This is a genomic window from Rhodobacter sp. Har01 (assembly GCF_020564565.1).
GTDB lineage: Bacteria > Pseudomonadota > Alphaproteobacteria > Rhodobacterales > Rhodobacteraceae > Pseudogemmobacter.
In genome coordinates, this window is sequence record NZ_JAJCTD010000002.1 from 342,025 (window position 1) to 354,478 (window position 12,454).

The 12,454-nt window shown below is 66.3% G+C and carries 10 protein-coding genes and 3 tRNA genes; 9 read left to right on the forward strand and 4 right to left on the reverse strand.

Annotated elements, in window-relative coordinates; all coding sequences use genetic code 11:
• The first annotated feature begins 261 nt into the window (after nucleotides 1-261).
• The 6 genes from dnaA (at nucleotide 262) to gyrB (ending at nucleotide 7,593) form a co-directional block, all read left to right on the forward strand.
• Entirely contained in the window at nucleotides 262-1,623 is a 1,362-nt protein-coding gene (gene dnaA / locus LHP98_RS07460; protein ID WP_227251888.1) for a chromosomal replication initiator protein DnaA, read from the forward strand.
• Between the two features lie 121 nt (nucleotides 1,624-1,744).
• On the forward strand, nucleotides 1,745-2,863 hold the full coding sequence (dnaN, locus tag LHP98_RS07465; protein ID WP_227251889.1) for a DNA polymerase III subunit beta: 1,119 nt from the start codon (nucleotides 1,745-1,747) through the stop codon (nucleotides 2,861-2,863).
• A 64-nt stretch (nucleotides 2,864-2,927) separates the two neighbouring features.
• Entirely contained in the window at nucleotides 2,928-4,019 is a 1,092-nt protein-coding gene (gene recF / locus LHP98_RS07470) for a DNA replication/repair protein RecF (RefSeq protein ID WP_227251890.1), read from the forward strand.
• Nucleotides 4,016-4,444 carry a VOC family protein gene (locus tag LHP98_RS07475; protein ID WP_227251891.1) on the forward strand — a complete coding sequence of 143 codons (429 nt, stop codon included), beginning with the start codon at nucleotides 4,016-4,018 and terminating at the stop codon, nucleotides 4,442-4,444. The genes recF and LHP98_RS07475 overlap by 4 nt, the downstream gene beginning before the upstream one ends.
• The gene (locus LHP98_RS07480) at nucleotides 4,441-5,061 is read left to right on the forward strand and encodes a LysE family translocator (protein WP_227251892.1); all 621 of its coding nucleotides are present in this window, start codon (nucleotides 4,441-4,443) and stop codon (nucleotides 5,059-5,061) included. The genes LHP98_RS07475 and LHP98_RS07480 overlap by 4 nt, the downstream gene beginning before the upstream one ends.
• Before the next feature lie 81 nt (nucleotides 5,062-5,142).
• The gene (gene gyrB, locus LHP98_RS07485) at nucleotides 5,143-7,593 is read left to right on the forward strand and encodes a DNA topoisomerase (ATP-hydrolyzing) subunit B (RefSeq protein ID WP_227251893.1); all 2,451 of its coding nucleotides are present in this window, start codon (nucleotides 5,143-5,145) and stop codon (nucleotides 7,591-7,593) included.
• Between the two features lie 7 nt (nucleotides 7,594-7,600).
• Here gyrB and LHP98_RS07490 read toward each other — a convergent pair.
• Nucleotides 7,601-7,676: transfer RNA gene (locus LHP98_RS07490), tRNA-Arg, on the reverse strand.
• Between the two features lie 260 nt (nucleotides 7,677-7,936).
• On the opposite strand from LHP98_RS07490, the gene LHP98_RS07495 reads away from it, so the two are divergent.
• The gene (locus tag LHP98_RS07495; protein ID WP_227251894.1) at nucleotides 7,937-8,965 is read left to right on the forward strand and encodes a LacI family DNA-binding transcriptional regulator; all 1,029 of its coding nucleotides are present in this window, start codon (nucleotides 7,937-7,939) and stop codon (nucleotides 8,963-8,965) included.
• Nucleotides 8,966-8,971: 6 nt separating this feature from the next.
• Here the strand turns inward: LHP98_RS07495 and mtaB are convergent, their stop codons facing one another.
• Both mtaB and dapF read right to left on the reverse strand, forming a co-directional pair.
• Nucleotides 8,972-10,228 (reverse strand): tRNA (N(6)-L-threonylcarbamoyladenosine(37)-C(2))-methylthiotransferase MtaB, encoded by a 1,257-nt coding sequence (gene mtaB / locus LHP98_RS07500; protein WP_227251895.1) that lies wholly within the window; start codon nucleotides 10,226-10,228, stop codon nucleotides 8,972-8,974.
• Entirely contained in the window at nucleotides 10,225-11,064 is an 840-nt protein-coding gene (gene dapF / locus LHP98_RS07505) for a diaminopimelate epimerase (protein WP_227251896.1), read from the reverse strand. Before dapF ends, mtaB begins: the two co-directional genes overlap by 4 nt.
• 95 nt (nucleotides 11,065-11,159) lie before the next feature.
• Between dapF and LHP98_RS07510 the strand changes: the two genes are divergently transcribed.
• Nucleotides 11,160-11,235 (forward strand) — tRNA-Lys (locus LHP98_RS07510).
• A 69-nt stretch (nucleotides 11,236-11,304) separates the two neighbouring features.
• Nucleotides 11,305-11,380: transfer RNA gene (locus LHP98_RS07515), tRNA-Lys, on the forward strand.
• On the opposite strand, the gene LHP98_RS07520 is transcribed toward LHP98_RS07515, so the two are convergent.
• Nucleotides 11,343-12,143 (reverse strand): helix-turn-helix domain-containing protein, encoded by an 801-nt coding sequence (locus LHP98_RS07520; RefSeq protein WP_227252083.1) that lies wholly within the window; start codon nucleotides 12,141-12,143, stop codon nucleotides 11,343-11,345. The genes LHP98_RS07515 and LHP98_RS07520 overlap by 38 nt on opposite strands.
• Nucleotides 12,144-12,454: the final 311 nt, after the last annotated feature.

The following is a 12,454-nucleotide window of genomic DNA, read 5'->3' on the forward strand; positions in this document are numbered from 1 at the left end:
TGATCAATGTCCAAAGAAGACCGGCTGCCGCCGATGACAACAAGATTACGGTTTGCGATCAACAATTTGGTGTCTGTGCACTGATGCTACTGCTTTCGGATGACCGGATGGCGGCCCCGTGGGGTCCTGGCCAGTCTGCAGTTTCTCAGGATCGGGCCTCTGGCTCGGGAGCGGTGTTGGCCGCGCCCAGGATGGACGTGTCGCGGTACATGGTATGCCGGCGTATCCCGCCGGATTGGGAACGGAAGACAGGTCGGATAGATGACAAACGAAACATGGGGCCAGGTTCGCGAAGGTCTTATCAATCGCGTTGGCAAGAACAACTATGTGACCTGGATCGAACCCCTGAAGCTGTCGCAGCTGAAGAACGGCGTGGCGCAGTTCGAGGTTCCGACCTCGTTCTTCGGGGATTGGGTGCAACGCAATTTTGCCGACCACATCCGGTCGCAGCTGATGACCGCCGGTGCCGAGGTGGATCGCGTCGAATTCGCCGTCTGCTCCGCCACGGCGACAGCCCGTCCTGCCGCACGCCCGTCTGCCCCGACCCGGGCGCCCCGGAGCCGACCGCACGTCGAGGACGACCTGTGCGGCGCACCGCTTGACCCGCGCTTCACCTTCGACAGCTTCGTGGTCGGCAAGCCGAACGAACTGGCCCATGCCGCCGCCCGACGGGTGGCCGAAGGCGGCCCGGTCACCTTCAACCCGCTGTTCCTTTATGGTGGCGTGGGCCTGGGCAAGACCCACCTCATGCACGCCATCGCGCACGAGCTTCAGACCCGCCGCCCCGAGTTGCGCGTGCTGTATCTTTCGGCCGAGCAGTTCATGTATCGCTTCATCCAGGCCCTGCGCGACAAGCAGGTGATGGACTTCAAGTCGCTGTTCCGGTCGGTCGACGTGCTGATGGTGGACGACGTTCAGTTCATTGCCGGCAAGGACAGCACCCAGGACGAATTCTTTCATACCTTCAACGCGCTGGTGGACCAGAACAAGCAGATCGTGATCTCGGCCGACCGCGCGCCGGGCGAGATCAAGGATCTGGAAGACCGCATCAAGAGCCGCCTGCAATGCGGGCTGGTGGTCGATCTGCACCCGACCGACTACGAATTGCGGCTGGGCATTCTGCAGCAGAAGGCCGAGTACTATCGGACCCAGTACCAGGGGCTTGAGATCAGCCAGGGCGTGCTTGAGTTCCTGGCGCACCGGATCACCACCAACGTCCGGGTGCTTGAGGGCGCGCTGACCCGGCTGTTCGCTTTTGCCAGCCTTGTGGGCCGGGAAATCACGCTGGACCTGACCCAGGACTGTCTGGCGGACATCCTGCGCGCCAGTGACCGCAAGCTGACGATCGAGGAAATCCAGCGCAAGGTGGCCGAGCACTACAACGTGCGGCTTTCCGACATGATCGGCCCCAAGCGGCTGCGCACCATCGCCCGGCCGCGGCAGGTGGCGATGTATCTGGCCAAGCAGTTGACCAGCCGCAGCCTGCCCGAAATCGGCCGCCGCTTCGGCGGGCGCGATCACACCACGATCATGCACGGCGTGCGCAAGATCGAAGAGCTGAAGGCCACCGACAGCCAGCTTGCGGATGATCTGCAACTGTTGAAACGGCTGCTTCAAGGCTAGGCCGGGGCGGCCTTGACGGCCCTCCGAATCGCTCCCAAAGTCCGCCGGAACAGCTTGTGAACCGGTGAAAACCGGGTAATGTCGGCGTCCCTTCGAACGGGGTCCGGCAAGGGGAAGAACGATGAAACTCTCGATCGAACGCGGCACGCTTCTGAAGGCGCTGGCCCAGGCGCAATCCGTCGTCGAACGGCGCAACACCATTCCGATCCTGGCCAACGTGCTGATCGAGGCCGAGGGCGGCCATGTCAGCTTTCGCGCCACCGACCTGGACATCGAGGTGGTGGATCGCGCCCCGGCGATGGTGGAGCGCGGCGGGGCGACCACCGTCTCGGCTATCATGCTGCATGAGATCGTGCGCAAGCTGCCCGACGGGGCCTTGGTGAACCTGGCCGAAGATGCCGCCTCGGGCCGGCTGACCATCACCGCGGGGCGGTCGACCTTCAGCCTGGCGACGCTGCCGAAGGAAGATTTCCCGGTGATGGCCTCATCGGAATATTCGTCGAATTTCTCGGCCCCCGCGCCGGTGTTGCGGCGGTTGTTCGACAAGGCCAAGTTCGCGATTTCCACCGAGGAGACGCGCTACTACCTGAACGGCGTCTACATGCACGTGTCGCAAGGTGAAGGTGGCCCGGTGCTGCGCTGCGTGGCCACCGACGGACACCGGCTGGCGCGGATCGACGCGCCGCTTCCGGCGGGGGCTGACGGAATGCCCGGCGTGATCGTGCCGCGCAAGACGGTGGGTGAATTGCGCAAGTTGCTGGATGACGACGATGCGACCATTGCGGTTTCGGTTTCCGAAACGAAGGTTCGGTTTGCCACGCCGGCGATCACGCTGACCTCGAAGGTGATCGACGGCACCTTCCCCGACTACACCCGTGTCATCCCGCAGAACAACACGCGGCGGCTTGAGGTGGATGCGTCGGAATTCGCCAAGGCAGTGGATCGGGTGGCGACGGTGTCTTCGGAACGGTCGCGCGCGGTGAAGCTGAGCCTGGACGAGGACCGGCTGATCCTGTCGGTCAACGCCCCCGACAGCGGCGCCGCCGAGGAAGAACTGGCCGTGGCCTATGGCGATGAGCGGCTTGAGATCGGCTTCAACGCCAAGTACCTGCTGGAAATCGCCAGCCAGGTGGACCGCGAGAACGCGGTGTTCCTGTTCAACACCGCGAACGAGCCGACGCTGATGCGCGAAGGCAACGACACCAGCGCGGTCTATGTCGTGATGCCGATGCGCGTGTGACGGGCCGCCGGGGGCCAGCCCCCGGACCCCCGGGGTATTTTCGCCAAGATGAAGGCATGGGTCGGTGAGCGGTCTGGCCGTTTCCTCGTTGGTGCTGTCGCATTTCCGCAGCCATCGCGCCGCGCGGCTGGCCTTCGACGGGCGCCCGGTGGCGATTGTCGGGCCGAACGGGGCGGGCAAGACCAATATCCTTGAGGCGATCTCGCTCTTGTCCCCCGGCCGGGGCTTGCGGCGGGCCGCGTCGGACGATCTGTCGCGAAAGCCGGAGCTGATCGGCTGGAAGGTTTCCGCACAGGTGTTCGGTTTGTCCGGCACGCATGAGATCGAGACCTTTGCCGAGGGCGGCGAGGCGCGTCAGGTGCGCATCGACGGCAAGCCGGCAACGCAGGTCGCGATGGGGCGAATCCTGCGGATGCTGTGGCTGGTGCCGGCGATGGACCGGCTGTGGATCGAGGCAGCCGAGGGGCGGCGGCGGTTCCTGGATCGCATGACGCTGTCGTTCTTTCCCGACCATGCCGAGGTTTCCCTGACCTACGAAAAGGCCATGCGCGAACGCAACCGGCTGCTGCGGGATGAGGTTTCGGACCCGCACTGGTACGGCGCGCTTGAGGCCCAGATGGCCGAGACGGGCGCGGCCATCGCGGCGCATCGCCGGTCCACTCTGGCCCGGCTCATCGCGGCGCAGGACGGAGCCGAGACCGCCTTTCCCAGGGCCGAGGTTCACTTGGTGCAGCCCGATGACGCGGGGCCTGATCTGGCGGCGGCGCTGGCCGCCGGGCGCCGGCGCGACATGGCGGCCGGGCGCACGCTGGCGGGCCCGCATCGGGCCGACCTGGGGGCCATCTACGCGGCCAAGGGGGTGCCCGCCGACCAGTGCTCGACCGGAGAGCAGAAGGCGCTGCTGTTGTCGCTGATCCTGGCCAATGCCCGGGCACTGGCCGCCGATCTGGGCCATGCCCCGGTGCTGCTGCTGGACGAGGTGGCCGCGCATCTGGACGAAGGCCGCCGCGCGGCGTTGTATGACGAGATCTGTGCGCTGGGGGCGCAGGCGCTGATGACCGGAACCGAGGCCGCGCTGTTTGACAGCCTTGGCGAAAGGGGACAGAGGTTGCAGGTCGCCGAACACGGCGGCCAAAGCCGGATTGCCCCCACATGACCCCTCAGCGCATCACCCTTGTCACCCTGGGCGTCTCTGACCTGTCGGCGGCGCGGGCCTTCTATGCGCGCCTTGGTTGGTGCGAGCACAAGGACAGCCAGCCCGGGGTTGCCTTCTTTCAGTTGACCGGGGCCGTGCTGGCGCTGTTCGGCCGCGACGATCTGGCCGCCGATCAGGGGCGGGCGGGGGCCACCCTGGGCACCGGCGCCATCACGCTGGCACAGAACTTCGCCACCGAGGCCGAGGTGGACGCCGCTTTCGCGGCGGCGCTGGCGGCCGGGGCGACGGCACTGAAGGTGCCGGAAAGGGTGTTCTGGGGCGGCTATTCGGGCTATTGGGCCGATCCGGACGGGCATGTCTGGGAGGTGGCGATGAACCCGTTCTGGCCGCTGGCCGACGACGGAAGCCTGACCCTGCCGGCATGACCGTGACCGCCTATGAACTTGCGCTTTATGCCCTGGGCATGGCCGGCCTGTGGGTGGTGCCCGGCCCGGTCTGGGTGGCGCTCATGGCGCGGGCGCTGGCCGGCGGGTTCGCCGCGGCCTGGCCCTTGGCCGTGGGAGTGGCGCTGGGTGATCTGGTCTGGCCGCTGTCGGCGATCCTGGGCCTGACCTGGATCGAAAGCGTCTATGGCGATCTGTTGTCGCTGTTGCGCTGGGTGGCGTCCGGGGTGTTCCTGCTGATGGGCATGATGCTGATCCGCAAGCCCGCCGCGACGCTGCGCGCCGACAGCCGGCTGACACGGCCGGGCCTCTGGGCCGGCTTTTCGGTGGGCGTGGCCGCGGTGATCGGCAACCCCAAGGCCATCCTGTTCTACATGGGGGCGCTGCCCGGCTTCTTTGCGCTCGAGCGCCTTCAGAGCGCCGACATCCTGGCCATCGTGGCAATCTCGGCGCTGGTTCCCATGGCCGGAAACCTGGGTCTGGCGCTGTTTCTGGACCGCGCGCGCCGGCTTCTGTCCAGCCCGGATAGCATCCACCGGCTGAACGTGGCGGCGGGCGCGTTGCTGATCGGCGTGGGGCTGGCGATCCCCTTCCTGTGACCACCAAATCTTGTGTCCCGCCCGTGACATTGGTGCGTTGAGCCGCTATAAGTCGCGGGCACGAACAGAGGTTCCCGACGCATGGCCAGCGCGCCCCAGAACACCGCCGCTTACGGCGCCGATTCCATCAAGGTTCTCAAGGGGTTGGAGGCGGTCCGCAAGCGCCCCGGCATGTATATCGGCGACACCGACGATGGGTCGGGCCTGCACCACATGGTGTATGAGGTGGTCGACAACGGCATCGACGAGGCGCTGGCCGGCCACGCCACCGAAGTGGTGGTGATCATCCATGCCGACGACAGCGTTTCCGTCCGCGACAACGGCCGCGGCATCCCGGTCGACATCCATCAGGAAGAAGGCGTCTCCGCGGCCGAGGTCATCATGACCCAGCTGCACGCCGGCGGGAAATTCAACAATACCGACGACAGCGGCAACGCCTACAAGGTGTCGGGCGGGTTGCACGGCGTGGGCGTCTCGGTGGTGAACGCCCTGTCGGAATGGCTGGACCTGACGGTCTGGCGCAACGACACCGAATACCGGGCGCGGTTCGAGGATGGCGAATGCACCGTCCATGTCCACCCGCACGGCCCGGCCCCCGGCCAGCGAGGCACCATGGTGCGGTTCCTCGCCTCGGCCAAGACCAACCGGCCGGAAGGCACCTTCTCGGACCTGGAATACAACTTCAAGACGTTGGAAAACCGGTTGCGCGAACTGGCCTTCCTGAACTCGGGCGTGCGGATCGTGCTGGAAGACGAACGCCACGCCGAACCACAGCGGGTTGAGCTGTTCTACGAAGGCGGCGTGCGGGAATTCGTCAAGTATCTGGACCGGTCCAAGCAGTCGGTGCTGCCCGAGCCGATCTACATGGTAGGCGAGCGCAACGGCATCGGCGTCGAAGTCGCGATGTGGTGGAACGACAGCTACAACGAAATGGTGCTGCCCTTTACTAACAACATCCCGCAGCGCGACGGCGGCACCCACCTGGCGGGCTTTCGCGGCGCGCTGACCCGCACCATCACCGGCTATGCGCAATCCTCCGGCATCGCCAAGCGCGAGAAGGTGGATTTCACCGGCGACGACGCGCGCGAAGGGCTGACCTGCGTCCTGTCGGTCAAGGTGCCGGACCCCAAGTTCAGCAGCCAGACCAAGGACAAGCTGGTGTCGTCCGAGGTCCGCCCGGCAGTGGAGAACCTGGTGAACGAAAAGCTGGCCGAGTGGTTCGAGGAAAACCCCGGCCCGGCCAAAGGCATCGTCGGCAAGATCATCGAGGCCGCCCTTGCCCGCGAAGCCGCCCGCAAGGCCCGCGAACTGACCCGCCGCAAGACCGCGCTGGACGTGGCCAGCCTGCCCGGCAAGCTGGCCGATTGCCAGGAGCGCGATCCCGCCAAGTCCGAACTGTTCCTGGTCGAGGGCGACAGCGCCGGCGGCAGCGCCAAGCAGGGCCGCTCGCGCAGCAATCAGGCCGTGCTGCCCCTGCGCGGCAAGATCCTGAACGTCGAACGCGCCCGCTTCGACCGCATGCTCGGCAGTCAGGAGATCGGCACCCTGATCACCGCGCTGGGCACCGGCATCGGCCGCGACGAGTTCGACATCGGCAAGCTGCGCTACCACAAGGTGGTGATCATGACCGACGCCGACGTGGACGGCGCGCACATCCGCACGCTGCTGCTGACGTTCTTCTTCCGGCAGATGCCGCAGCTGATCGACGGTGGCTATCTCTACATCGCCCAGCCGCCGCTGTACAAAGTCGCGCGCGGCAAGTCCGAGGTCTATCTCAAGGATCAGGCCGCGCTGGAGGACTATCTGGTCGAGATGGGCCTAGAAGGCGCCGTCCTGCGGCTGGCCGACGGCACCGAAATCGCCGGGCTGGATCTGGCCCGAGTTGTCGAGGGGGCGCGCCAGTTCCGCCGGGTGCTGGATGCCTTCCCGACCCATTACCCGCGCGCCATCCTGGAACAGGCGGCACTGGCCGGGGCCTTCGATCTGGGCCGCGCCGACGACGATCTGCAACTGGTGGCCGACCAGGTGGCCCGCCGCCTGAATCTGGTGGCCGTCGAATACGAGCGCGGCTGGCACGGCCGCATCACCCAGGACCACGGTATTCGTCTGTCGCGCATTCTGCGCGGGGTCGAGGAATTGCGCACGCTGGACGGCGCCGTCATCCGGTCGGGCGAGGCTCGCAAGTTGAGCCAGATCGCCGGGCAATCGCGCGACATCTATCGCGATCCGGCCCGCCTGGTGCGGAAAGACCGCGAGCAGATGGTGCACGGGCCCATCGACCTGCTGAAATCCATCCTGGCCGAGGGCGAAAAGGGCCTGACGTTGCAGCGCTACAAGGGCCTCGGCGAGATGAATCCCAGTCAGCTGTGGGAAACCACACTGGACCCCGAAGCGCGCACCCTGTTGCAGGTCAAGGTGGACGATCTGGCCGAGGCCGACGACATCTTCACCAAGCTGATGGGTGACGTCGTGGAACCCCGGCGCGAGTTCATCCAGACCAATGCCCTGTCGGTCGAGAACCTGGATTTCTAGGGCAGGCTGGCGACCCCGGCAGGACTTGAACCTGCAACCTTCCCCTTAGGAGGGGGACGCTCTATCCGTTGAGCTACGGGGCCAATGTGCCCTTCAATGCACAAGGACGCAGCCCAAGGCAATGCATGAGTGTCCTGCGGCGGGAAAAGGAAAAGGGGGAGTGAGATTTGGCCCACCACTCCCCCTTGGTATCCCTGATGTCGCAGGTTGAGAGCTTGCGCGACGCCCGGGGTATCGCCGGCCCTACGGCCGTTAGCGCTATCGCTAGCAGAGGAAAGGGCCTTGGACAAGGCCCGCCTTTGACGCTAACAAGATTCCAAAGCCCGATAGGACGCACCGTTCCGTGACCAAGCACCCGCCCGATCCGCGCCGGCCCCTGACGCTTCGCGATGTCTCCGAGGCCTCGGGTGTCAGCGAGATGACGGTCAGCCGTGTCTTGCGCAACCGGGGCGACGTCTCCGATTCCACCCGCGAAAGGGTTCTTGAGGCATCCCGCAGCCTTGGCTACGTGCCGAACCGCATCGCGGGCGCACTGGCCAGCCAGCGGGTGAACCTGGTCGGGGTGCTGATCCCGTCGCTGTCGAACATGGTCTTTCCCGAGGTGATGACCGGCATTTCCGAGGTGTTGGAAGACACCGGGTTGCAGCCCGTGGTGGGCGTGTCGCACTACGACCCGGCGCGAGAAGAACAGGTGATCTACGAGATGCTCTCCTGGCGGCCATCGGGAATCATTCTGGCCGGGGTGGAACACTCGGACGCGTCACGCGCGATGCTGGCACAGGCGGGCATTCCGGTCGTCGAGATCATGGACACGGACGGCACGCCCGTGGTCTCGGCCGTGGGCATTTCGCATTACCGCGCCGGCCGCCGGATGGCCGAGGCGATTCTGGCCGCAGGCTATCGGCGCATCGCCTTCCTGGGCACCCATATGCCGACCGCAGATCACCGCGCGATCAAGCGCCTGGCCGGGTTCGAAGAAGTGATGACGCGGGCGGGCCTGACCGTGGTGGACCGCGAGTACTATGCCGGCGGCTCATCGCTGTCGAAGGGCCGCGAGATGACAGAGGCCCTTCTGACCCGCTCACCCGACGTGGATTTCCTGTATTATTCCAATGACATGATCGGGGCGGGCGGGCTCTTGTGGTGCCTTGACCAGGGCATCGACGTGCCCGGCAACCTTGGCCTTGCCGGCTTCAACGGAATGGAGCTGCTGGATGGCCTGCCGCGCAAGCTGGCCACGATGGACGCCTGCCGGCTGGAGATCGGTCGCTGCGCGGCCGAGATCATTTCCGGCAAGCGGGCCGTCGCCCCCGGCGAGGTGATCGAGCTGGAGCCGCGGATGGATCTGGGCGACACCATCCGCCGGGCCTGACCGCGGTCAGCCTGCCAGAAGCCGCCCCTCGACCACCCCCGCGATCTGCGCAGTGACGATCCGGCCTTCGGGCTGGTCAGTGGCGAACTTGACCTCGGCGAACTGCGACGTGCGGCCCATCCGCGGTGTCTCGGTCAGCACCGGATGCACCTGCCCCACCTGCCCTGCCAGATGCCGCGCCAGAGCCGCCTCGCCCGCAGCCCGCAGCCGCGCCGCTCTTTCACGGACCAACGGCCCCTTCACCGCCGGCATCCGCGCCGCCGGCGTGCCCTTTCGGGGGCTGTAGGGAAAGACGTGCAGGAACGTCAGGCCGCAGTCCTGCACCAGCCGCAGCGAGTTCTCGAAGGCTTCATCCGTCTCGGTCGGAAAGCCGGCAATGATGTCGGCCCCGAACACCATGTCGGGCCGCAACCGCCGTGCTTCGTCACAGAACCGGATCGCGTCATCGCGCAGGTGGCGGCGCTTCATCCGCTTCAGGATCAGGTCGTCGCCGGACTGCAGGCTCAGATGCAGGTGCGGCATCAGCCGCGGCTCTGTGGCAATCGCCTGCATCAGGTTTTCATCCGCCTCGATGCTGTCAATCGAACTGATCCGCAGCCGCGCAAGGTCAGGCACCAGCCTCAGGATGCGCATCACCAGATCGCCCAGCCGAGGGCTTCCGGGCAAATCGGCGCCCCATGAGGTAAGGTCGACCCCGGTCAGCACCACCTCAAGAAACCCCTTGCCCACCAGCCGCCGGATCTGTTCGACCACCACCCCCGCCGGGACGCTGCGCGAGTTTCCCCGGCCGAAGGGGATGATGCAGAAGGTGCAGCGATGGTCGCAGCCGTTCTGCACCTGGACATAGGCCCGCACCCGGCCGAAGCCGTCGATCAGGTGGCCGGCGGTTTCCTTGACCGACATGATGTCGTTGACCTGCACCCTTTCGGTCGTGCCGATCAGGTCGGGCGCCACCAGCCCGGCCCAGGTTTCCGCCTGCATCTTCTCGTGATTGCCGATGACGCGGCTCACCTCGGGCATGGCCGCAAAGGTCTCGGGCTCGGTCTGCGCCGCGCAGCCGGTGACAATGACCGCAACCCCCGGATTGGCCCGCGCCAGCCGGCGGATTTCCTGTTTGGCCTTGCGCACCGCCTCGGACGTCACCGCGCAGGTGTTCACCACCACCGCGCCATCCAGCCCCGCAGCGGCGGCCAGGTCCTTCATCGCCTCGGTCTCATAGGCGTTCAGCCGGCAACCCAGCGTGGCAAAAACCGGGGGCTTCATGTCAGGGCCGCAAGGAACCCGGGCGTCAGCACGCCGTCGAAGACATGCGCCACCGGGCCGGTCATCCAGACCCCGTCCTCGCGCCAGTCCACCTCAAGCGTGCCGCCGTCCAGGTCCAGTGCCACGCGCCGCCCGGTCAGGCCGCGCAGATGCGCCGCCACCGCCGTCGCACAGGCGCCCGAGCCACAGGCCAGCGTGACCCCGGTCCCGCGCTCCCACACCCGCATCCGCAGCCGGTCCGGCCCGGTGACCGAGGCGAACTCGACATTCGTCCGTTGCGGATACAACGGGTCGGCCTCATAGACCGGGCCTAGCGCGCGCAGGTCCACCGTCTTTGCATCCGGCACGAAGATCACGCAGTGCGGGTTGCCCATGCCCACAGCGACCGGATCGCCCGGCAGCGGCAGATGCATCACGTCCACCTCGCGGGCCAGCGGGATGTCACTCCACAGCCGTTGCGGATGCCCCATGTTCACGTTCACCCGGCCATCGGCCAGCCGTTCCGCCCGCAGGATGCCCCGCGCGGTGCGCAGGGTGACTTCGGCCTTCCCCAGGCCCCGCATCACATGGTCGCAGACACAGCGCGTGGCATTGCCGCAGGCCCCGGCCCGACTGCCATCGCTGTTCCAGAAGTCCAGTGCGAAATCGGCCTCCGTCGCATCGCGAATCTCGGCCAGCTGGTCGAACCCCACGCCGCGGTTGCGGTCGCCCAGCGCGCGCGCCAGCGCAGGCGTCGTCACCGCCTCGCGGCCCCGCGAATCGATCACGACAAAGTCGTTTCCGGCCCCGTGCATCTTCATGAACGGCAGGCCCGCGGGTGCAGCGGCATGTGTCATCCCGCGGGATATACGCGCCTGCGCTGCGGATTTCCAGCCGCGGCCGTTTCGCCTTGACCCACCCTGCGGCGGAGCGTAAATCGCCTCGCGTGTGTGGGCCGTTAGCTCAGTTGGTAGAGCAGCTGACTCTTAATCAGCTTGTCAAAGGTTCGAATCCTTTACGGCTCACCACACACCCGAAAATTCATGGCCCGGGCGGGGTTGACCTGTGCGCGCACTTGCCTTAGCCAGCCGCGACGTGGGCCCGTAGCTCAGTTGGTAGAGCAACTGACTTTTAATCAGTGGGTCACAGGTTCGAATCCTGTCGGGCTCACCACTTTCTCCCTTGGCTTTGCCGATGCTGTCGAAGGTGGCGGCAAGCTCATTCCGACGCCGGCGCCCGGCCCGTCGGGGCCGTCGATCAGCGGATCGGGCGGGGCGACAGCCATCAGGCGGTGCCGGTCGGTGATCGTAACCTGTTGTCCGTTCACCCGGATTCCCTCGCCCTCCAGCTGGCGCAGGGTGCGGGACAGGTTCTCTGGCGTCATTCCCAGGTACGAGGCGATCAGCCGCTTCTCGACTCCCAGCACGAAGCTCTCCACGTTGCCAGCCTGGCGCGACTGCTTCAGCAGATAGGCGGCCACCCGCTCGCGCGAGGTTCGCAGCTTCAGGCCCTTGGCGTGGCGCGCGACCGAGCGGAAGGCCCCGGCAAGTTCGGTGATCGTCGAGACGGCGAATTCGGGGTCGCGGCGGAAGACCGCGCGCAGGTCCGAGGACGGAACCAGGATCAGGCGCGATTTCTCTAATGTGCGGGCCGACATCAGATAGGGCGCATCCCGGATGCAGGCGGCAAGGATGAAGCTGCCCACTGGCTGGACAACCGCCATGGTGCAGGTGCGCCCGCCCCACTCGGCATACATTTCCACCGAGCCGGCGATGACGATGTGCAGGAAATCGGCCGGATCGCCCTGGCGGATCAGTTCTACCCCGGTCGGAAAGGTCTGCGCGTAGGCGCCCTGCATCAACTGCTCGAAGTTGGCCTGGAGCATGTCGCGGAACAGCGGCAGGTGGCGGACTTCGGGCAGTTCGTTCGCGCGCATGGCGGGCCTGTGTGTCGTCGGGGCATGATCGTTTTAGGCGCGACACTTGATCATGGTCAATCGAAACCCCGAAGGAAGACAGATCGGGTCCTGCGGCCAAATGCCCCGAGGACCCACAGCCAGGGGAAGTGGCGCCGTTTGCACAAGGCCTGAAGGCGCCACGCCGGGGCGCAGACTTGCGGGCGCCTCTGGACACATGCGAAATCCAGAATTGATCTTTGTCAATGACAACAGTGTGCCGGACTGCAAAACGAACGGCATGAGTCGGGTTGTCCACCTTGCACTTGCGCTGACTGCCGCCTTTGCCCTGG